Genomic DNA, 20,822 nt, shown 5'->3' with positions numbered 1-20,822 from the left:
TCCCGTTGCGGTTCGCTCGAAGGTGAGCTCAACTCTCCTCCCACACAGGGACATCCAGTGATGCGAGGAGAGCCGCGTGACCTCCGTCCATAGTCATCCCCGCCGCCTCCTCCTCAGGGAGACCGAGCTGTCGCCGCTGTCGCACCATGTTCGCCTGCGAGAAATACCTCGTGCGTTCACTGCTTCGGCCAAAGGTGACGAAGGCCGAGATGCGTTCGCGTAGTGCGTGGAGTTCCGGCGAGTCCGGGTAGGGAACCATGGCCCCGGCATGAGTGATCCGCACGTCGAATACCACGATGTCGCCGGCCTCCATCAGTACCTCGGTAGGCCGCACCGGTTGCAGGTGCGGGCGCAGATGCGAGCCCGGGTCCACCCGCAGGCAGTTGCTGCTTGTCGACTCCTGGAGGTAGATGCCCAACTTCACGACTTCGGGCACCCCTTGGAAGAGCGCTGCGGACGATCCGCCGAAGTATCCGCAGAGCGGATCCCCCAGGGCTTCACTGCCGCTGTCCTTGTGCCAGCCCAGGGTGAACCCCTGATGGGCGTCGCTGTGACCGGTGAAGGTGATGTCCCGCGTCCCCAGCGCGGCCCTGGCGACTTCGACGATCTGAGGATGGGCGTAGAGCCAGGCGAGACCGGGAACGAGGTGAGCAGCGGCCGGCTGCACCTTCGCCCCGTCGAGTAACAGGCCCTTCCCTGCTTGGAAATGCGCGGCGATCAGGGTCCGAGCGTTGTGGATCTCATCGGCATCGAGGCAGTTTTTGGCGATGGCCCAACCTTCGGTGGTGACGCGAGTGGCCAGCTCGACGGGCTGCGCATAGGTCATGTCCACGACAACTCCAGTGTTGTGATGGACGGACTCGGTTCGTGCGACTGATGAGCGAAGGGCGCTGTGCCCATTAACGTGTCGCGCCAATACGGCGGACCGATCGGACCTGCTGGGCAAGCTCTGTACGGATGACTTACCGATCGTACGATTGAAGATAGATGGCAAATCTTGCTGCACAGGCCAATGGAGATTGCACAGATCGATAATAAATGGTGCGGGTACTGTAATGGTGGACGGAAGCAGATCTGGCGAGAAATCACCTTTGCTGACGATACAGGGACCCGGCGTGTATCCCGATTTCCCGGTTCGCAGTGAGCTCCTTCAGGGCATCCTCCGATCGGGTGACGCTGCGACGGCGGCTCGATTCAGCAGGAGCGGCAACTGCCCCGCCTGACGGCCTCGTCAACACACTCGGCGGCCTCGCCCGCCGGAGGGGCGACAGAAGAAGCTCACTGGCCGCCGCGGCCGAGTGGTGCCAGCGCGCCACCCGCCAGACATTCGCTGCCCCGAACGGGCTGATCGAACGGGCACAGCACCGCGCCCGCCGGCGGGCACAGCAGCACGACGGGCCCCACCCCGCGCCCAGCTCTGGCGGTGGACGGCAAATGTCTGCGGGGCCCGCCACCTCGACGGCAGCTGCGTGTTCGTTCCGTCCGCAGACCGCCACGGCATCACATGATCACCACGAACTGGAAAACCGGGATGCACGTCGGGGCCCTGGCTGACGATGGGCTGCAATACACGGGGTAATCTGGCGGCAATCCGCGCCAGAGGGAGATCCGTTGTGCCCACATTCGTTGTGTTTGACCTTGAATTCACGTCATGGCCGGGGGCGCTTGAGCAGGACTGGGGTGCACCGGGACAGCTTCGCGAGATCGTACAGATCGGCGCGCTCCGCCTACACGAGGACTTTTCCGTCGTCGAGGAGTACGAGGCACTGGTGCGGCCCGAGGTCAATCCTCGGCTGTCCACATACTTCACCGAGCTGACCGGCGTCGACCAGGAGACGGTGGACAGGGAAGGGATTCCCGCAGCCGAAGCGCTCGGCGACTTTCTGGGGTTCTGCCGGGGTCAGTCGGTGCTCTCCTATGGTAACGACATGGTTGTTCTCGGGGAGAATGTTGGCTGGGCGCGAGCCCGTGGTCAAGAAGTCAAGAACGGTTTCCTCGCCGCCCATTTCCTGAATATCCGCCCTTGGTTGAACGCTCTCGCACCTCAAACGGCAACATCCAATGTGGGTCGCTTGTGGCAGGTACTCGGCCTTCCCAAGCCCGCAGCCGGGAAAGAGCATTCAGCGCTCTTCGACTGCTATTCTTTCGCAGCAGCCATCGAGCACCTCAACAGAACTGGGGGCACCCTGCCCGAAGGCTGTCTGCAGCATTCTTGATTAGTACTGCGGTACGTCTGCGGTAGTGGCAGACGCGGACAATGGTCTGGCTACGCCTGCGTCAGCATTACGCAGTCTGTGCGCCACGGTGAGGGGGGGGCAGATCGGCTGCCTCGTTTCTGCAGCCCTGACTGTCGGCGTCGATGGAGTTCTCGGCGCCCGTGGATCCGACCGGAAGACCGTGCCTGCCGACGCGACATCTTTGATCCCGCCTGCCCTTTGACCCGTACCGTGACCGGCAACTTCAGCTTGTACACCGCTCATTGGTCGAAGTGAGCTGGAGCCTCAAGCAGTGCGCTGAGATCAGTGCGCTGCTTGAGTTGCTCGGGTGCTGAGCCGCGCTGGAAGAGCACACCTCCAACTTCGGAACCGCAGAGGGTCATCCGGTCTGCATCCTGCTGGAGCCATGTCCCCTCTCGGATTCCCACGACAGGGACATCATTTTCTTCAAGGAACTCCTCCAGTCGCGCGGACCGGGTTTCCCCCATGTGAGTACTGTCGAGATTGCGCTCAACATAGTGAGGGTTAATCTGGAACGGCACCAAATTAAGTGCTTGAAAAGTTGGCGGTTCGACGATAGGCATATCATTTGTTGTGCGAAGGGTGGGGCAAGCCATATTAGTGCCTGCACTTGACCCAATGTAGGGTACGCCACCTTGGACACGTTCACGAACGACATGTATAAGGCCCTTCTTGTGTAGGGCCTTAAGCAAGCGGAAGCTGTTGCCTCCTCCGATAAATATCGCCTCCGCCTTTTGGGCGAGCCTAATAGGCTCGCCGGTGTGTGCACCGGTGACTGTCACGCCCAGAGGAGCAAGAGCTTCGGCGGCCTGAGCGGTGTACCCATCGTGATCCGCCAAGGCGAATGGCACAAAAAGCACCTCCTTTATCTCGCCCAGTATTTGCGATATCGGCTCCAGGGCGTGTTCCAGATATGTTCGCCCGAACACGGTTGAGTTCGAAAGCAGCAGCAGCTTCATGACACCCTCTCTAGAGGACTACAGGGATGATTAGCTTGGCCCCGAAGGTAATGACGACTAGGCCAGCGACGCAATCCAAGCCTTGTTGAACTGGTGGTTTGTTTAGCCAGGGACCCAGGAAATGAACGCCGAGAATTAGCAGGCTAAACCAAATCAAGTCGATGGCGTTATGGATCAAAGCCAAAGTCAGCCCCATCAGGAAATGGGGCGCCCCTTCCGGGATGAACTGCGGCAACATCGCCATAAAGAAGAGACCGAAGCGTGGATTGAGTAGATTCGATAAGAACCCTCTGGACCAGGCGCGAAAGGGAATTTCCTTGCCAACTTTTAAACTCATGGCATCGGTATCAGAAGTCCGGTCACCTAGTACTCCAGCAGTACTTCGTGGCTTGACCTGGGGAAACGTCGAGCGGTGGGAGTGTAGCGGGCGGGAAGTCGTCACGGACGGCTTCTGCCCACACGCCCCTCGAAGGAGTGCCCACGACGGCGGTAGTGGCAGCGGCGGGCCACCGCTTGGCGTCGTCGGCGCCAGTGCGACCAGCTCAACGCATGGCTGCGGGTGCGAAGGGCTCGGGGTGCGTGAGCTGCCAGGAGTCGCCGCACTTCCGCCACGGTGAGCTCGATGACCACGGCCTCCTCACCGGTGGATCCCCTTTTTCGGCTGCTCGCGCGCTCATCGCAACGAGGAAGGTGTGGGCGAGCATGGCCAGGGTGATGTGCCGGTACCAGCCGACGTAGCGGCGGACTTCGTACTCGTCCAGGCCGCACTCGTTCTTCGCTGCCTGGAAGCATTCTTCGATCGCCCACCGGGCGCCGGCGACGCGCACCAGTTCGTCCACGCCGGCATCCAGCGGTGCGTAGCCGAGGTAGTAGGCGATCTCGTCCGGCCGACTCAAGCTGCGTCGTGCCAGCGCCCACCGTCGACGGATCAACACGCCGTCCTGGTGGTCGTACTCGGACACTGGGCGCAACTGGACAGCCGCCCAGTCGTATTCGCGCTGTCCCTTCGCGCCCGCGCCGCAGGAACGGCGTTCCCATGCCTGGTCGGGGGCCTGCTCGAAGGCCTTGTCGATGCGTGGGCCGGCCAGGGAGAACTGGGACTTGGGGACGGCGAGGACGTAGCCGACGCCGAATGTTTCCAGCATCCGGCGGAAGCGGTTGTCCTGTCCGTAGGCGGCGTCCGCCGTGACCCAGGCGACCGGCAGCGGCGAGGCCAGCGCTCTGCGGACGATCGTCGCCGCGAGGGTGTTCTTGGTGGCGAACTCGCGCTCGTCGGGGACCTTGGCGGCGCGGCAGCGGTCACGGTCGTCCGTCCAGGACTTGGGCAGGTAGAGCTCCCGGTCCACCAGGGCGCGGCCGGCTGTGCTGGTGTAGGCGGCGAAGACGCCGATCTGGCAGTTCTCGGTGCGGCCGGCGGTGCCGGAGTACTGCCTTTGGACTCCGGCGGATGTAGTGCCCTTCTTCAGGAACCCGGTGTCGTCGATGATCAGTACACCGTCGGGGCGGCCGAGGTGTTCGGCGACGTAGGTCTGCAGGTCGTCGCGGATGTCGTCGGGGTTCCAGCGGGCTCGGGAGAGCAGGTACTGCAGTCCGTCCGGGGTGGCGTGGCCGGCGTGTTCGGCAAGTTGCCAGCTGTTTTTTCGGGCCACCGGGGCGAGCAGTGCGCGCACGTAGTCCCGCATGCGGCGGCGTGGTTCGACGCGGCCGAAGTGGTGCCCGATGGTGGTGAAGAGGTGGTCCAGGTCGCGGTCCCAGGTCTCGGCTGCCTGTTCGGTGATCACGACCCGAGGCTTCCCAGAGCCCGGGGCGACCTTGCCGTCGGGGGCACTCCTTCGAGGGGCGTGCGGGCAGAAGCCGTCCGTGACGACTTCCCGCCCGCTACACTCCCACCGCTCGACGTTTCCCCAGGTCAAGCCACGAAGTACTGCTGGAGTACTAGTACTCCAGCCGTAGATCGTGATCTTGTCAGTGGGGGCGCCGCTGATATGGCGCGGCCACTATTGACCATCTCGACGAGACCGGCCGCGCCATCGGCGGCGTCCATCCCTCTCTGCCTACTTGAGTCCACCGAGACGAAGGGCATCCTCGATCTCGCTGAGCTTCGCGGACGGCAGGACGCCCGCCTGCCCGGTCAGGTCTTCCCTAGCCAGGGTGACCAGCCAAGTGCAAGGGATGAGGTCGGGACGTGGAAGTGCGACTCTCAGGACGCCTTCGAGAGGCAGTCCTTCGGGGGCACCTACTGCCACCTCAACGGCCACGCCGCTGAGATCGGTGCCCGCGGGAGCGACGACCTGCATCGCCAAGAAACCGGACGCCTCTTCTCCCGACAGCAGTACGACTGCCCGCTGCTCGTTGAAATCTGCCCACCAGACTTCGCCACGTCGCATATGTCCTCCTGATACGGGACGGTGCGCCTGCGTCGCCCCTTCGACCGCCGCCTACTCCAGGCACAGATCGTAATGTTGGCTGGTCAGGGCCGACGATAAGACGGCTGCGGCCACCGTTGATCATCGTGAGTTGTGTGGACTGACGAAGAGACGGTGGCCGCAGGTCACAGCATAGAACCCGCCCGTTGGCGGGACGCGTTCGAGGGTCTGATGGGCCGGATCGCGGGGCGCTTCGCGCGGGTCGAACCCCGGCGCAGGGCGGCGCGGTTGGTGCTCGGTCTATTGGCCGACCTGCCACGCAAGAACTGCTGGACAATCGCGGAGTGGGCCGGCGAGACCACTCCGGACGGTATGCAGCACCTGTTGGGCCGGGCCAAGTGGGATGCCGATGCGGTACGCGATGACGTACGGGAGTACGTGGTGGAGCATCTGCACGACGACCGGGCGGTACTGGTGGTCGACGAGACCGGGGACGTGAAGAAGTGAACCGCCCCGGGTTCGGTAGAGATCTCAGATTGTGGTTTTGACCTGGGGTTTTATGGATTCCATGTAGTGATTGGCCTCGTACTCGACGGGCGGAACGTGGCCTATCTCACCGTGGAGGCGTTTCTCTCGGGGTCGTTTCGTCGCTGTGGCTTCAACTTGTGAGTCTTCGCAGGTGGGTGCGGGGTTGTCGGGCTTCTCCCGTGTCCGACACCTGTGGTGCATGGCTCACGTGGTGGGGCGGGCGGTGTTGATCTGGGCCATGAGTTCGCGGTTCGCCGCGCGGGCGGCAGCGAGGTCTTGTTCCCGTTCCTCGAGTTGCAGGCGGATGTCGATGACCTGCTGTTCCAGGTGAGTGATCTTCTGGTTGAGGGTGTCGATGTCGGCGGGGGCGCCGAGCCCGCTGTCGTGCCAGGTCTGGCGGCCAAGGTGTTCGGAGAACTTCTGCTCAAGCTGGTGGATCCGGGCGGCCTGCCGGGCGGTGCGGTGCCGGGCGGCCAGGAGCTCGGCGTGCAGGGACGCCCGGCTGACGCGTGTGTTGTCTGTCGAGGGCTTGGGGGCTTGCCTCTGTGCGGTGTGGATCTGTTCCAGCAGGTCGGGGTGGCGATAGAGGAAGGACCGGTCGACTTTTGCCGCGCGAGCGATGGAGCTGGCGGTGATCTCTGATCCGGCGGCCTGGGCCTGGCGGAGAGCGTCTTGGACGCGGGTGCGTCGTCGATCGGAGTCGGCTCGGCGTCCGGCGTGCATGGCAAGTTCCGGCTGGTGACTCAACTCTGCTGCTCCTGGCGGGCGTCGAGCGGGGTGACGCGCATGCGGGGCATGCCGAGCATGACGGTGCGGTGCCGGCGGACGAGGGTGACGGCGTCGTGGATCTGTTCGCGTTCACCGGTGTCGAGGTCGTCCATGCCGCTGCGGATCCGGTTGATCAGGTGGCGGACGCGGGAGATCTCTTCTTCGGAGGGCAGGGCCTCGGCGCGGGCCCAGTCATCGAGTTCGACGGCGGCCCGGATGCGTTCGCGGTTGCGCAGGAGGTCGTCGAGGTAAGCGGTCAGGTCGGGGAGATAGGAGACGTCGGTGCGGAAGTGGTCGCAGCCGGTGCAGCGGAACCGGAAGGGACAGGACTGTCCGCCGGCCTGGACGTTGCTGGGCTCGCCGCAGGTCCCGAAGGGGACGGCGACGGATCCGACGGCCCGGCGGACGTGTTCGGAGTCCATCAGCTCGGCGGCCTGGCGCCAGATGCGGTTGCCGTGGCGGTCGAACTGGAGGGTGGTGACCTTGTCGACGGCCGTGCGGCGGCGGCCCTCGCCGACCCGGTAGTACCCCTGAGTGGTGGTGATCTTCCGGTGGTCCATGAGCTCGCAGAGCACATCGACAGGGACGCCGGCATCGGCATGGCGCTGGGCGTAGGCGTGCCGGTAGGCGTAGAGGACGATGTGCCGCTTGTCGAACTCGGCGCCGTCGCGGGTGATCAGCGGCGGCAGGTCCTTGATCCAGGTGCGGTGGTAGAAGGCCGCACTGAATGCGGTGATCGCGCGGCTGCCTGCGGGATTGCGTCGGTCGGTGGGCAGCAGGACCAGGTCGCCGGGCGGAGTGAGGGGATAGCGGTCGCGTACTCGCTGCTGCTGGGTGGTGATCACTGTGGCGGTGGTCTCGCTGATCGGGAGGCGGCGGCCCAGGCGTTCGGCCTTGTGGTTGTCGAAGAGCAGGACAGGGTGTCCTTCGCTGTCCCGGGTCAGGCATTCATAGCGCAGGCTGCAGATCTCCTCGGGGCGCCTTCCGGTGTCGATGGCCAGCTCGACGGCCGTGCGCATGTGAGCGGGTCCGATGCGGTCGAGGTGTTCGCAGAGCTGCCGCATGATCTCTCCCGGAAGGTCTCGGTCGGCCTCGGCCCGTTCGGACTTGGCGGGGATGTCGTCGGTGTGCAGGGCGAAGTCCTCGCCCAGGCCGGCGGCAATCTGGGCGGGCCGGGTCAGGCCCATCGCCCGGATGCGGACCAGCACCGTGCGGACCTCCCGGCAGGACCGGGTTCGGGCGTCCTTGGACAGCTGACCACAGCTTTCCAAGTAGGCCAGGCGGTGCAGGAAGGTCTCCATGTCCGTGCGGGACAGTGCCGCGGGCACCTCGCCGCCGTCCCCGCGCAGGGCGAGGACCTGGGAGAGGCGGGCCAGGCAGCCGATGTGGTGACGCACGGCCAGGCCCGAGCTGGTGCGGCGGCCGGGACGGACCCGACGGCGGGGCAGATCATCGGCGGCCCACCGTTTCGCGGACTGCCGCAGCCAGTTCTGACGAATGATGGTGAAGTCCAGCGACCCACCCTGCCCGAACAGGGCCAAGTCCCAGATGTCCTTGCCGACTTCGTCCTCGGTGCTGGACTGGGCCCGGCGGGCATGCGTAGAGACCGCGGCGGTCAGCGCGGGAAACGTCCCGACCCTCGGGCCGGCCGGCGTGAAGTCCTCAAGCCGTTCCACCTGTTGCCTGCGCAGATGCTCAGCGAAGACCCGCAGGTCGCTGTCCTTGGTCTTGACTCCGTCCAGGCGGCAGCGTTGTTGCAGGCCCAGGAGGACCTCGCAGACCACACGGTCCGCCAGTCCCCGGAAGCTGACCTCCCCGGCCAGGGAGACCGGCGGTTCGGTGGCCCGCCAGCGAGGTTCCTTGAGCGCGGGATCGGTCTGCCGGGCCGCCCTCAGGCGGGCCTGGTGGACCTCGCAGTACTCCGCGACGCCGCGGCGACGCTCCCGTAGACAGGCCACCACCAGGCAGTCCTGGCCGGGGAGAGCCGCGGGGAGGAGCGAACGTGGACAGGGCCGGGGCGGCAGCACCGTCAGGCCCTCGACGTCCAGCCCGCCCTTCTCCATCCGTTTGCGGCAGCCCGGACAGATCCGGTTCAGCGTCACCGCGGTCGCCTCGCAGTCGCCGACCCGGCAGACCGGGCGTCCCAGCAGCGGATGCGCGGCCGAGGGCCGCATCACGTGCTGGTGGCAGTCCCAGCCGATCTCGTCCAGGAAGACCTCGTCCAGCAGCGCGGCCGCCCTGCGGGCCTGCAGGTCGGGCAACCGTCCAGCGAATACCACCGGTCCGGGCCCGCCCGGAATCGACGACGGCAACGGTGTCGCGGGCAGGGCCCGCAGCGACGTACTCATCGCGCGGCCCCCGTTCGCGGACTGGGAACCCGCTCGACCGCGTCCCGCAGCCGAGCCGGATCAGGATGCAGATAGACCGCGCTGGAGGAGGCGGCCGCGTGCCCCAGAAGCTCCATGATCTCGTCCAGGCTCGCTCCGGCATCAGCCAGATTGCTGCCGAAAGCATGCCGCAGCTGGTGCGGACGGACCCTTCGCTCCAGGCCGGCCCGCCGGCTCGCAGCAGTAATCAGCTCGTTCACCGCCCCGGGCAGCATCGGCCGGCCCACCGGCTCCCGAAACAGGTTCACCAGGACGAAGTCACTGTCCTGAGCCGCGGGCACCTCCCCGCGTTCCAGGTCGTAGGTATCGAAGGCCATCACGCCGAGGAAGTCCAGCGGAACCACCCGCTGCCGGCGGGACTTCGCCCAGGCCTCGTTCACATTGTCCCGTCGCACGACGTGCAGATGAGCCCGCACCGCCGGGCAGCCCAACGGCCGCGAATCCAACGCGAGATGGATGTCGCTGCGGCGCAGGCCGCACATCTCTCCGCGCCGCAGACCGGCCCGGGCCATCAGCAGCACGATCAGCCGGTCCCGGGCGGAACCGCAGGCCCGCAACAAGGACACGATCTCCTCGTCGCTGGCCCGGTCCACCCCCGCCTCCGGCTCGTGCAGCCGATGCCGAGCCCGCATCCGCCAGGCCATCGCCGCGTCCTCGCCCCGGGCCTCCTCCGGAAGGTCCCGGGCATCTCCCACCTCGTAGAGAACCGGCAGCAACCGTCCCGGCGCCCGCCCCGCCGCCACGGCGTGCGCGACCAGCGAACGCACCGCGGTCAGCACGCCGTTGATCCGCTTCGCCCCGCGGACTGGATCCGTCCCCGGACCAGCCAGCAGCACCCCGTCCCCATCCTCGGTCTCACGCGCGTGCCGCAACCACATGATGAACAGGCCCAGATGCTCCACCCCGGCATGCCAGTGCCGTCCCGTCCCCTCGCACCAGCGCAGGAACAACGCGATCGACCCCGCGTACGACTTCGTCGTCAGCTCAGAGCGATCCCGCCCCAGCCGCAGATGCCGCAGGAAGTCATCCGCCTCGGCAACGATGCCGAGGTCTTCGTCCAGCACCGTCCAGTACCGCACCCCCGAGGGCAAGGTGATCACGAACGCCCGCATCCCAGCACTCCGCTCCCATGGCAATCACGACGACACACCACATGAACGACACCCCATGAGAAACGTCGCGGAACGAGAGCAGAGACCACCCCCTACGAAACAGAGCACCACACCTGATCCACCCCGAGAGAAAGGCGCCGGTGGTTGTACCAGTCGACCCACTCGGCGGTGGCCAACTCGACCTGGGAGAGTGACTTCCAGGGACGCTGGGGTTTGATCAACTCGGTTTTGTACAGACCGATCGTCGACTCCATCAGGGCGTTGTCGTACGCGTCCCCGACTGATCCAATACTCGCCGCGATGCCGGCCGCGTCGAGGTGTTCGGCGAGGCGGAACGACGTGTATTGCGACCCGGCATCGGAGTGGTGGATCAGCTGCCCCGGAGTGTGCCGGCGGTCCTCGCGGTCGCGCTGCCACAGGGCCATCTCCAGCGCATCCAGGACGAGTTGGGTCTCCTTGGTGGTGGAAGCGGACCAGCCGACGATGCGCCGGGAGAAGGTGTCCACGACGAAGGCGACGTAGACGACACCGCTCCAGGCGGCGACATGCGTGAAGCCGGCAACCCAGCAGCGGTTCGGGGCACTGGCGACGAAGTCGCGGTCCAGAAGGTCCGGGGCCCGCCCGGCGGCCGGATCGGTGATCGTCGTGATCACCTTCTTGCCGCGGACGGCGCCGGCGATGCCGAGTTCGCGCATCAGACGCTCGATGGTGCAGCGGGCCACCGTATGTCCCTGCCGGTTCAGCTCGCGCCAGATCTTCCGGGCCCCGTAGACACGGTAGTTGGACGTGTAGACCTCGTGGATCCGTTCTTTGAGTTCCTCGTCGCGCACGGAACGGGCGGAGGGAGTCTCAAGGCGTTTCTTGTGGGCGTAATACGTGGAAGGGGCGATCTTGCAGTCGTGCTCGGTGAGCGTCCTGCAGATCGGCTCGACGCCGCCGAAGCGGTCCCGGTGCTCGTCAATGAACGCTACGAGCGTGTGTGTGGCCGGTCGAGCTCGGCCGCGAAGAAACTCGCCGCGGCCTTCAGGATCTCGTTGGCCCGCTTGAGTTCGGCGTTCTCCTTCTTCAACGCCTTGAGCTGGGCGGACTCCTCCGTCGTCGTCCCCGGACGCTGGCCCCCGTCGATCTCGTGCTGCTTCACCCAGTTCCGCAGCGTCTCGCGCGAGCCGATGTCAAGCTTCTCGGCCACCGCCTGCAAGGCGGCCGTCTCGGTCGGATAGTCGTCGCGCACCTCGGCGACCATGCGCACCGCACGACGGCGGAGCTCAAGCGGGTAACGGGAAGGTCGTGCCATGACTCGATCCTTTCATGAAATCGAGTCTCCATTCGAGCCGGGGCGGTTCACATTGTGTAGCACCGGTTCATGGCCCGGGGTGGAACCGTCAAAGCTCGGGCTGTGCACCGCCCATCAAGTCGCCCTTTGCGTATGCGACTTACCTATCATTTGCTTAACCTGTGACCCAAGTCACCGAAAATGGATCTCGCCATTTGAGATGCGGCGGCGTCGTGGGCCCTGAATTCGCGTCCCGAGGCCCCGGAACGGGCACTTCACCTCGACTTAGGGCACACGGAGGGCACGCCACCCTGAAATTGGACTAGACAACAAACAAGGCCCAAGTCTCTGACCTGGGCCTTTGGCATGGAGCGGGTGACGAGAATCGAACTCGCACTCTCAGCTTGGGAAGCTGATGTTCTACCACTAAACTACACCCGCGTAAGACGCCGGACGGAAATGAACCGGTGTCGGAACGCTCAGTCACTCTACCTCATGCCAGGCCCCCGGCGCCGAGCCGTGGGGCCTGCCTCCGTTTCCGGAGGATTCCGGGGGTGTTCCAAGTGTCGGCCGGGTGGGTTTTCGCGGGGTGGCCGGGCTGCGGGCGGCCGGAGTTGGGGCGTACGGTGGGGGCGCGGAAGAGGGGTCGGGCGGGACCGGAGTGCCGCCTGGAGGCCGCCCTTTTCGTCCCGTAATGTGGCTTTCCTCGTTGGTCTCGACAGTGACCGGCGACGGCTCTTGGGGAAGGGACTCTGAGGACTTGATCGAGCGCACCGTCGTCCGTTGTGCCGAAGGGCACGTGTTCAGCACCGCTTCGTTCCCGATGCAGCAGGCCGAGCGGCTCGGCCCTGGCCGGCTGGTCCGGTGTCCCCGCTGCGCGCGGCTGCGCAGTGTGGTGCCGGTGACGTTGGAGCAGCAGCATGAGCATCAGCCGCATCGCAGCGGTAGCAGTAAGTAGCGAAGAAGTAGAGCCAGTGAAGCAGAGTAAGTAAGAAGTAGAAGCAGTTGTAGGCGCGCGGAGCCGTCCGATTGTGGCGGGTCCGCGCGCCTTGCGTATCCTCGGGGCGTGCTTCTCTCAGACAAGGACATCCGGGCCGAGATCGACGCCGGGCGAGTACGGATCGATCCCTACGACGAATCAATGGTTCAGCCGTCGAGCGTGGACGTGCGCCTCGACCGCTTCTTCCGGGTGTTCGAGAACCACCGCTACCCCCACATCGACCCCTCGATCGAGCAGGCCGACCTCACTCGGCTCGTCGAGCCCGAGGGTGACGAGCCGTTCATCCTCCACCCTGGGGAGTTCGTGCTCGCTTCGACTTACGAGGTCGTCTCCCTCCCCGATGACCTCGCCTCCCGTCTCGAAGGCAAGAGTTCCCTCGGGCGGCTCGGGCTCGTCACCCACTCCACCGCCGGGTTCATCGACCCGGGGTTCAGCGGACATGTGACGCTGGAGCTCTCCAACCTCGCCACCCTCCCCATCAAGCTCTGGCCCGGTATGAAGATCGGCCAGCTGTGTCTCTTCCGGCTGACCTCGCCCGCCGAGTTCCCGTACGGCAGTGAGCGCTACGGCTCCCGGTACCAGGGGCAGCGCGGACCCACCGCCTCCCGGTCCTTCCTCAACTTCCACCGGACGCAGGTCTGAGCGCCATGAGCGGCATACGGGAGAACCTGACCTACGAAGCGTTCGGCGTCGCCGTTCGTGAACTCGCGCAGACCATCGCCGACGACGGGTACGAGCCCGACGTCGTGCTCAGCATTGCGCGTGGGGGTGTGTTCGTGGCCGGGGGGCTTGCCTATGCCCTCGACTGCAAGAACATCCACCTTGTCAACGTCGAGTTCTATACCGGCGTCGGGACCACACTCCCCATGCCCGTCATGCTCGCGCCCGTTCCCAACGCCATCGACTTCTCCGACAAGAAGGTCCTCATCACCGACGACGTCGCCGACACCGGCAAGACGCTCAAGCTGGTGCGGGATTTCTGTCTGGACGCCGTCGCCGAGGTGCGTTCCGCCGTCATCTACGAGAAGACACAGTCCCTTGTGAAGTGCGAGTACGTGTGGAAGCGCACCGATGAGTGGATCAACTTCCCGTGGTCCGTCGAGCCCCCGGTCGTCCGCCGCGCGGGCCAGGTTCTCGACGCCTGACCGGGGATACGGGGGCGTGGGCCCCCGTATCCCCGTACTCCTCGAACGCTTCCCTTAGAACGTGCCCAGCTTCACGATCGACAGCAGCGCGATCAGCTGGATCGCCGACGCTCCCAGCGCCTTCGGCCACGGGAGGTCGTGGGAGCGGCGGACCATCAGGGTCAGCAGGATGCCCGCCGCGACCCAGGTCACCCAGCCCAGGATCTGTACGAAGGGTGCGTCGCCGCCCGCGAACATCGCGACGACCAGGCGGGGGGCGTCCGTGATCGACATGATCAGCATCGACAGGCCCACCGTCGGCTGCCAGGCTCCGTCGCCGCCGAGCTGGCGGGCCAGGGTGTGGGTGACCACGCCCAGGACGAAGGCGCTCAGGACCATTGCCACGCCCGTCGTCAACACGATCGGGATCGCGTTGTTGAGGGTGGCGTTTATCGTGTCCTCGCGCGTGTCGTCGAACCCGAAGACGGCGATCAGGCCGTACAGGAACGTGACGACGAGGGCGGGTGCCCACACCTGGTAGTCGCGCATCTGGAGGAACGTGCGGTCGGGGGAGGTGACGATGCCCCGCAGCAGTTCCTTCCAGCGCAGGCGCGGACCGGACGGCGGGGCCGCGGCGGCGCCGGCGCGATAGGTGTCGCCCTGGTGGTACCCGTCGTCGCCGACCGTGAACGCCTGTGTGTGACCAGGGTTGTTGGCCGCGTACGGGTCCACGGGGTTGTTGGGGTGCCCCTGGGGGCCGTGCCCGTGCTGCCCATGCCCGTGCTGCCCGTGTCCGTCGTCGCCGAAGTACTCCGGCTCGCCGTGACCCCCGGGTCCGTTGTAACCGCCGCCGGCCGCCGTCGCCTGCGGGGGCCACTGCCGTCCGGCGCCGCCCGGGCCGCCGTACGACGGCTGTCCGCCGCCGTACGGCTGCTGAGGCGCGGACGGGTAGCCGTACGACGGGCCGCCCTGCGGGGGCTGCTGGCCGTACGGCTGCTGCCGCGGGTTTTGTTGCGGTCGCGCTTGCGGGGGGCGGTTGTCCCGGCCGCCGCGTCCGATCCTGAATCCAGCCACGTCATCGAACGTACCTGGTCCCGGAGAGTGACGGGTGGGGCCCGGGCTTTCGGAGCCCCCTTTGCTGCCGACCTGTGACATCCCTTAAGGGGCCCTTCACATTTCCCCTAGGGAACCTGAGGAACCTGAAGAACCCCCAGGGAGGCATCCCCGTCGGCTCCTCTACGGGCTACGGAAGCATCCCGTCGATCACGCTCTCCGGCACCGACGTCGCCCCCGTCGTCCTGATCCCCGTCGCCGAGCCGAGCAGCCGCACCGAACCGTTGCCGCCCGAGACGTACAGGTCGGCCTTGCCGTCGCGGTTGCCGTCGCGCAGGCGGAGCTTCGCGCCGAACATGTCGCCGTCGGTGACATCGCCCGGGATGCCCGCCGAGCTGCGGGCGAGCCACTGTGAGCCGGCGGTCGTGAGGCCCCCGGCGCGGCCGTACAGGACGTGGAACCCGCCCGCGTACGGCTTGTCGGCGATCCGTTCGCCGTACGAGCCGATCGCGAGGTCGCGGTAGCCGTCGCCGTTGATGTCGCCGGCGGCGATGCTCGCGCCGAAGTTGTCGTACGTCTCCGCGCTGTCCGCGATGCCCGCCGTGTACGACACTCCATTTCCTACAGGAACTCCGAGCTGGAGAACGTCACCGACGGCTCCGCCGCCACCATGTCGCCCTTGACCCCGGCGTACACAGCCACCTCGTCCCAGGTCTCTCCCCGGTACGTCCGCACCACCAGGTCGGCCCGTCTGTCGCCGTCGAAGTCGCCGACCGTCAGGACGCGCGTCGTCCCCTTCGCCGGTGGCGCGACGGTCACCATGCCCTTCGCCGAGATGCCGGCCGCCGCGTTCGGGGCCCGGAACACCCTCAACCGGGAGCCGCTGGAGACGAGTTCGTCGCGGCCGTCGCCGTCGAAGTCGCCGGTGTCGAGCATCGAGCCGGGGGAGGCGAGGGTGCCGGAGGTGGCGTCGGGGAGGTCGTACCGCAGGGACGTTTCGCCCATCGCGCCCACTGCCGCGTCCAGGTCCTTCCCCTTGCCGAAGCGGCCTAGGGCGACATCGATGCCCTCGGGCAGCGCCGTTCCCGTGCGCGTCGGACCGTTCGGACCGCCCAGCACGACCGCCGACCTGGCGGTGCCCTCCGTCGTACGGACCACCAGGTCGTCGTATCCGTCATGGTTCACGTCGGCCGCCGGGCCCGTCGGGACGTTGCCGGGGGCGGTGATCGGGGCACCGGCCTTGCTCGGGGCGCCCTTGCGGGTGAACGGGCCGCGCAGATAGCTGAGTTGCTTGCCGGAGGCGTGGACGGCCAGGTCCTGGGCGCCGTCCCCGTCGAAGTCGCCGCACACCGGCTGGTCGGGCCAGTCGTTGCCCGCGCGGGCCCGCGCCGGGATCGTGAGGGCGACCGCGCGGCCGGTGAGGCCGTCGGGGGAGCCGAAGAGGAGCTGGAGCGGCACCGAGGGCTGGCCCTGGCCGTCGTAGGGCGGGTCGGTCGACACGACCAGGTCGGTGAAGCCGTCGCCGTCGAGGTCGCAGCTGGCCTCCGCGTCGAAGACCGCCGGCAACTGGCCCTTCGTACGGGCCGCTTGACGGGCCGGGCTCAGCAACTGCCGGGCGCCGGGGACGAGTCCGGTCGGTGAGCCGTAGACGATGCCGATACCGGCGTCGTCGGTGTGGAGCTGGTCCTTGACGAGGTCGTTGAGGACCAGGTCACGGTGACCGTCACCGTTGAAGTCGTCGGCGGTCTTGCTGCCGTCGCCCTGCGGTATCGGGCGCTGGGCGGGGGCCTTGGCGGCCTGGACGGGGGTCTGGGTGGCGGCTGCCCGGTCGTCACTGGAGAGGGGGCCGCAGGCGGTGAGTGCCACCAGGGCGGCGATGGCCGCCAACCCGCCGGTGACCGCCGTACCCCGACCGCCTCTTCGCACGCGCACCCTGCACCTCGTCCTGACCGTTGACCCCATTGGCAACTGCTCAGTAATGATGCACGTGTTCGAGATGTGAAGACACCCCTGTGCCGGTGCGGAACACGACACAGGGGCGCCTGGCTGCTACGGCGGTCAGTCCGTCAGCTCTGCCGCCATGAACGCCCGTGCCCCCAGGCCCAGTTGGGGGACGGTGAGCGTGCGGGAGCCGGTGCCCGTCGGGCCGGACGAGGTGCCGGGGAGGATGTGGAGGCGGCCCCCCTCGTTGGCCGTGGCGATCAGCTCGGCGCGGCCGTCGCGGTTGAAGTCGCGCAGGAGAAGGGAGGCGCCGAGCCAGGCGTTGTCCGGGGAGACGTTCGGCAGGTCGGCGGTGGTGCGGTCGTACTGGCGGGCGTTCCTGCCGGTGAGGCCGGTGGAGCCGCCGCGCAGGACGGTGATGGAACCGTCGGCCCAGTAGCTGCTGCCGAGCGCCTCGTAGGGGGCGCCGACGGCCAGGTCCGGATAGCCGTCGCCGTTGGTGTCGGCGGCCGAGACGTCGTACCCGAAGTAGTCGCTGTCCTCCACGCTGCCGGGGACGCCCGCGGTGTTCTGGGTGAGGGTGAGGAGCTTGCCTGCTGGGCCGGTGGCCGTGCCGGGCAGGACACGAACCGCGCCGCCCCTGCCTGAGCGGGAGACGCCGATCGCGAGGTCGCCGTAGCCGTTGCGGTCGAAGTCGGCGATCACGGCGCTGGAGCCGACGAGGTCGGAGGAGGCGGGCAGGGTGCGCTTCCAGGGCTTGGCGGGGCCGTTCCTGCCGCCCTTGTAGAACCAGACGCGGTTGCTGTTGGTGTCCACGTCGTACCCGATGAGCGCGAAGTCGGCGGTGCCGTCCTTGGTGACCTTGCCGGCCACCACCATCTCGGCCTTGATGTTCTCGCCGTCCCACGGGTCGAGGTTGGTGGCCTTGCCGCGCCCGCCGGCCTTGGTGAACGGGCCGCGCAGGAACCAGACGAAATCGCCGTCCACGGAGACGATGTCCAGCTGGCCGTCGGCGTTGAAGTCGCCGATGGCGGCGTCCAGGCCGAAGGTCTCCGCCTTGCTGCCCGGGGACGCGTACGTACTGCCCTTGGTCAGGCCCGACTTGGAGCCCCACAGGACGGTGAGCGTGCCGTGGCGGCCGGCGTGCAGTTCGCCGGGGGAGCTTGCGACGACGTCCGCGTAGCCGTCCTTGTTCAGGTCGGCCGAGGTGACCTTCGCGCCGAAGCGGTCCTTCGCCTCGGCCACGCCCGCGATGCCGGGGCTGTTCTGTGTGATGACCGAGCGTTTGGCGGGGTTCAGGCCTGTCGCCGAGCCCCAGATGACGACGACCGCGCCCGCGTTCCGCTGCCCGGCCACCGTGGCTGTCGAGTCGCCGAGGAGCAGGTCGCGGTGGCCGTCGCCGTTGAAGTCGTCCACGTGCTTCGCCGCGGCGGCCGGGGCCGGGGCGGCGAGGGCCAGCGGACTCAGGGTGGCGGCGACGAGAGCTGTGGCCAGGAGGGAGGCACGGGAGCGCAAGGGGTCTCCAAGGTTGCGGTGATCACCGGGGTGATCAGGAGACCCGTGACAAGTGGCGATGGTTGTACGGGAGTTGAGAATGGGGTCGACGCCACCGGCGTCGACCCCATTCAGACCTGCTCCGGACCCGCCTACTTCACCGGCTGCGGCTCCGGCGCGCTCTCCGCTTCCGCCGTGCCCGCCGGGGGCTCGTCGTCCGGGACCGGGGTCTTCACGGACTCCAGGAGCAGCTGGGCGACGTCCACCACCGTGATGGACTCCTTCGCCTTGCCCTCGTTCTTCTTGCCGTTGACCGAGTCGGTGAGCATGACCAGGCAGAACGGGCAGGCCGTCGAGACGATGTCGGGGTTCAACGACAGGGCCTCGTCGACGCGCTCGTTGTTGATGCGCTTGCCGATCCGCTCCTCCATCCACATCCGCGCGCCGCCCGCGCCGCAGCAGAAGCCGCGTTCCTTGTGGCGGTGCATCTCCTGCTGGCGCAGGCCCGGGACGGCCGACATGATCTCGCGCGGGGGCGTGTAGATCTTGTTGTGGCGGCCCAGGTAGCAGGGGTCGTGGTAGGTGATGAGGCCGTCGACCGGGGTCACCGGGAGCAGCTTGCCCTCGTCGATGAGGTGCTGGAGCAGCTGGGTGTGGTGGATGGTCTCGTAGTCGCCGCCGAGCTGCGGGTACTCGTTGCCGATGGTGTTCAGGCAGTGCGGGCAGGTCGCGACGATCTTCTTCGCCGACCTCGGCTTCTTGGACTCCGGGGTGACGTTGCCGTCGTCGTCCGTCTCCTCGCCGAACGCCATGTTCAGCGCGGCCACGTTCTCCATGCCGAGTTCCTGGAACAGCGGCTCGTTGCCGAGACGCCGTGCCGAGTCACCGGTGCACTTCTCGTCGCCGCCCATGATCGCGAACTTGACGCCCGCGATGTGGAGGAGTTCGGCGAACGCCTTGGTGGTTTTCTTCGCTCGGTCTTCCAGCGAGCCCGCGCAGCCGACCCAGTACAGGTACTCGACCTCGGTCAGGTCCTCGATGTCCTTGCCGACGACCGGCACCTCGAAGTCGAGCTCCTTGAGCCATTCCAGGCGCTGCTTCTTCGCCAGGCCCCAGGGGTTGCCCTTCTTCTCCAGGTTCTTGAGCATCGTGCCCGCCTCGGACGGGAACGCGCTCTCGATCATCACCTGGTAGCGGCGCATGTCGACGATGTGGTCGACGTGCTCGATGTCCACCGGGCACTGCTCGACGCAGGCACCGCAGGTCGTGCAGGACCACAGGACGTCCGGGTCGATGACGCCGTTCTCTTCGAGGGTGCCGATGAGGGGCCGTTCGGCCTCGGCCAACGCCGCCGCGGGCACACCGGTGAGCTGCTCCTCACTCGCCTTCTCCTCGCCCTCCATCGTCTTGCCGCCGCCCGCCAGCAGGTACGGCGCCTTGGCGTGGGCGTGGTCCCGCAGGGACATGATGAGCAGCTTGGGGGAGAGTGGCTTGCCGGTGTTCCAGGCCGGGCACTGCGACTGGCAGCGACCGCACTCCGTACACGTCGAGAAGTCGAGCAGGCCCTTCCAGGAGAACTGCTCCACCTGGCTGACGCCGAAGACGTCGTCGTCGCCCGGGTCCGTGAAGTCGATCGGCTTGCCGCCGGACGTCATCGGCTGGAGGGCGCCCAGGGCCGTGCCGCCGGTCGCCTCGCGCTTGAACCAGATGTTCGGGAAGGCGAGGAAGCGGTGCCAGGCGACACCCATGTTGGTGTTGAGCGAGACGACGATCATCCAGACGAACGACGTGCTGATCTTCACCATCGCGGTGAAGTAGATGAGGTTCTGGAGGGCGCCGACGCTCAGGCCCTTGAAGGCGAGGACGAGGGGGTACGAGGCGAAGTACCCGGCCTCGTAGTGCTCGACGTGGTGGATCGCGCCCTCGAGGCCGCGCAGCACGTAGATCGCGAGGCCGATGGTGAGGATGACGTACTCGACGAAGTACGCCTGGCCCGCCTTGGAGCCCGCGAAGCGGGACTTGCGGCCGGGGCGCGAGGGCAGGTTCAGCAGGCGGATCACGATCAGTACGGCGATGCCGATGATCGTCATCACACCGATGAACTCGATGTACATCTCGAACGGCAGGAAGCCGCCGATGACCGGGAGCGTCCAGTCCGCCGAGAACAGCTGGCCGAAGGCCTGGGCGAGGGTCGGCGGCAGCGTGAGGAAGCCGACCGCGACGAACCAGTGTGCGAAGCCGACGATGCCCCAGCGGTTCATCCGCGTATGGCCGAGGAACTCCTTCACCAGCGTCACACTGCGCTGGTTGGGGTTGTCCGTCCGCACGCCGGCCGGGACCGGCTGGCCGAGTTTGAAGTACCGGACGAACTGACCGATGGCGCGTGCGAGCAGCGCGACGCCGACCACGGTCAGGACCAGCGACACGATGATCGCGGCGAGTTGCATGTCGGGGCTCCTCAGGCCTGCGCACGTAATGACTGACGTTCAGCGGTATTACTAAGCGGTAACTTAGGCAGTCTGTCAGAGACTACTCATATCTTGGCTCGCACTGTAGTCAGCGGCGGAGTGATCTGAGTCG

Annotated in this window: 19 protein-coding genes, 1 tRNA gene and 1 pseudogene; 5 read left to right on the top strand and 16 right to left on the bottom strand. The window is 66.9% G+C overall.

Translation table 11 applies throughout. From position 1 onward, the window contains the following. Positions 1–28: 28 nt before the first annotated feature. Positions 29–826, bottom strand: a complete 798-nt coding sequence (locus LUX31_RS20660; RefSeq protein ID WP_235479992.1) for a phytanoyl-CoA dioxygenase family protein — start codon at positions 824–826, stop codon at positions 29–31. Between the two features lie 787 nt (positions 827–1,613). Here LUX31_RS20660 and LUX31_RS20655 point away from each other — a divergent pair. Further along, a complete protein-coding gene (locus LUX31_RS20655) occupies positions 1,614–2,216 on the top strand; it encodes a 3'-5' exonuclease (protein ID WP_235476272.1) in 603 nt (200 codons plus the stop codon). 260 nt (positions 2,217–2,476) lie between these two features. On the opposite strand, the gene pepE is transcribed toward LUX31_RS20655, so the two are convergent. From pepE to LUX31_RS20635, 4 genes are all read right to left on the bottom strand, one after another. Then, positions 2,477–3,196: a dipeptidase PepE gene (gene pepE, locus LUX31_RS20650; RefSeq protein WP_235476270.1), complete on the bottom strand. Its 720-nt coding sequence runs from the start codon at positions 3,194–3,196 to the stop codon at positions 2,477–2,479. Between the two features lie 10 nt (positions 3,197–3,206). Then, on the bottom strand, positions 3,207–3,638 hold the full coding sequence (locus tag LUX31_RS20645; RefSeq protein WP_235476269.1) for a LysE family translocator: 432 nt from the start codon (positions 3,636–3,638) through the stop codon (positions 3,207–3,209). Positions 3,639–3,738: 100 nt separating this feature from the next. Next, positions 3,739–4,977 carry an IS701 family transposase gene (locus tag LUX31_RS20640; protein ID WP_443045981.1) on the bottom strand — a complete coding sequence of 413 codons (1,239 nt, stop codon included), beginning with the start codon at positions 4,975–4,977 and terminating at the stop codon, positions 3,739–3,741. A 273-nt stretch (positions 4,978–5,250) separates the two neighbouring features. Continuing rightward, a complete protein-coding gene (locus LUX31_RS20635) occupies positions 5,251–5,583 on the bottom strand; it encodes a type II toxin-antitoxin system PemK/MazF family toxin (RefSeq protein WP_144314455.1) in 333 nt (110 codons plus the stop codon). A 210-nt stretch (positions 5,584–5,793) separates the two neighbouring features. Here LUX31_RS20635 and LUX31_RS20630 point away from each other — a divergent pair. After that, a pseudogene (locus tag LUX31_RS20630) lies at positions 5,794–6,066 on the top strand (transposase); the annotation flags it as partial. Between the two features lie 228 nt (positions 6,067–6,294). Here the strand turns inward: LUX31_RS20630 and LUX31_RS20625 are convergent. From LUX31_RS20625 to LUX31_RS20605, 6 genes are all read right to left on the bottom strand, one after another. Then, complete coding sequence (locus LUX31_RS20625; protein ID WP_235476267.1) at positions 6,295–6,837, bottom strand: DUF6262 family protein; 543 nt, start codon at positions 6,835–6,837, stop codon at positions 6,295–6,297. After that, complete coding sequence (locus tag LUX31_RS20620; protein WP_235476265.1) at positions 6,834–9,119, bottom strand: tyrosine-type recombinase/integrase; 2,286 nt, start codon at positions 9,117–9,119, stop codon at positions 6,834–6,836. The genes LUX31_RS20625 and LUX31_RS20620 overlap by 4 nt, the downstream gene beginning before the upstream one ends. A gap of 83 nt (positions 9,120–9,202) precedes the next feature. After that, complete coding sequence (locus LUX31_RS37485; protein ID WP_268828171.1) at positions 9,203–10,357, bottom strand: tyrosine-type recombinase/integrase; 1,155 nt, start codon at positions 10,355–10,357, stop codon at positions 9,203–9,205. 92 nt (positions 10,358–10,449) lie between these two features. Next, on the bottom strand, positions 10,450–11,319 hold the full coding sequence (locus tag LUX31_RS20610) for an IS3 family transposase (RefSeq protein ID WP_443046063.1): 870 nt from the start codon (positions 11,317–11,319) through the stop codon (positions 10,450–10,452). A gap of 5 nt (positions 11,320–11,324) precedes the next feature. After that, a complete protein-coding gene (locus tag LUX31_RS37905) occupies positions 11,325–11,651 on the bottom strand; it encodes a transposase (protein ID WP_443045980.1) in 327 nt (108 codons plus the stop codon). 346 nt (positions 11,652–11,997) lie between these two features. Further along, positions 11,998–12,071: transfer RNA gene (locus LUX31_RS20605), tRNA-Gly, on the bottom strand. 322 nt (positions 12,072–12,393) lie between these two features. Between LUX31_RS20605 and LUX31_RS20600 the strand changes: the two genes are divergently transcribed. From LUX31_RS20600 to LUX31_RS20590, 3 genes are all read left to right on the top strand, one after another. Then, the gene (locus tag LUX31_RS20600) at positions 12,394–12,588 is read left to right on the top strand and encodes a hypothetical protein (RefSeq protein WP_235479989.1); all 195 of its coding nucleotides are present in this window, start codon (positions 12,394–12,396) and stop codon (positions 12,586–12,588) included. A gap of 108 nt (positions 12,589–12,696) precedes the next feature. After that, the gene (gene dcd, locus LUX31_RS20595) at positions 12,697–13,272 is read left to right on the top strand and encodes a dCTP deaminase (protein ID WP_235476264.1); all 576 of its coding nucleotides are present in this window, start codon (positions 12,697–12,699) and stop codon (positions 13,270–13,272) included. A gap of 5 nt (positions 13,273–13,277) precedes the next feature. Next, a complete protein-coding gene (locus LUX31_RS20590; RefSeq protein ID WP_235476263.1) occupies positions 13,278–13,775 on the top strand; it encodes a phosphoribosyltransferase in 498 nt (165 codons plus the stop codon). Between the two features lie 54 nt (positions 13,776–13,829). Here LUX31_RS20590 and LUX31_RS20585 read toward each other — a convergent pair whose 3' ends face one another. From LUX31_RS20585 to LUX31_RS20565, 5 genes are all read right to left on the bottom strand, one after another. Then, on the bottom strand, positions 13,830–14,909 hold the full coding sequence (locus tag LUX31_RS20585) for a Yip1 family protein (RefSeq protein ID WP_235476261.1): 1,080 nt from the start codon (positions 14,907–14,909) through the stop codon (positions 13,830–13,832). Positions 14,910–14,997: 88 nt separating this feature from the next. Then, the gene (locus LUX31_RS20580) at positions 14,998–15,420 is read right to left on the bottom strand and encodes an FG-GAP repeat protein (protein ID WP_235476260.1); all 423 of its coding nucleotides are present in this window, start codon (positions 15,418–15,420) and stop codon (positions 14,998–15,000) included. An 8-nt stretch (positions 15,421–15,428) separates the two neighbouring features. Next, a complete protein-coding gene (locus LUX31_RS20575) occupies positions 15,429–16,739 on the bottom strand; it encodes an FG-GAP repeat domain-containing protein (protein WP_235476259.1) in 1,311 nt (436 codons plus the stop codon). Between the two features lie 126 nt (positions 16,740–16,865). Continuing rightward, positions 16,866–18,263, bottom strand: coding sequence for an FG-GAP-like repeat-containing protein (locus tag LUX31_RS20570; RefSeq protein ID WP_235476258.1), 1,398 nt, complete (start codon positions 18,261–18,263; stop codon positions 16,866–16,868). A 131-nt stretch (positions 18,264–18,394) separates the two neighbouring features. Next, positions 18,395–20,689, bottom strand: a complete 2,295-nt coding sequence (locus LUX31_RS20565) for a heterodisulfide reductase-related iron-sulfur binding cluster (protein WP_235476257.1) — start codon at positions 20,687–20,689, stop codon at positions 18,395–18,397. Between the last annotated feature and the right edge of the window lie 133 nt (positions 20,690–20,822).

It is taken from the genome of Streptomyces sp. GQFP (assembly GCF_021545335.1).
Classification (GTDB): Bacteria; Actinomycetota; Actinomycetes; order Streptomycetales; family Streptomycetaceae; genus Streptomyces.
This window is presented reverse-complemented; position numbering and strand designations above follow the sequence as displayed.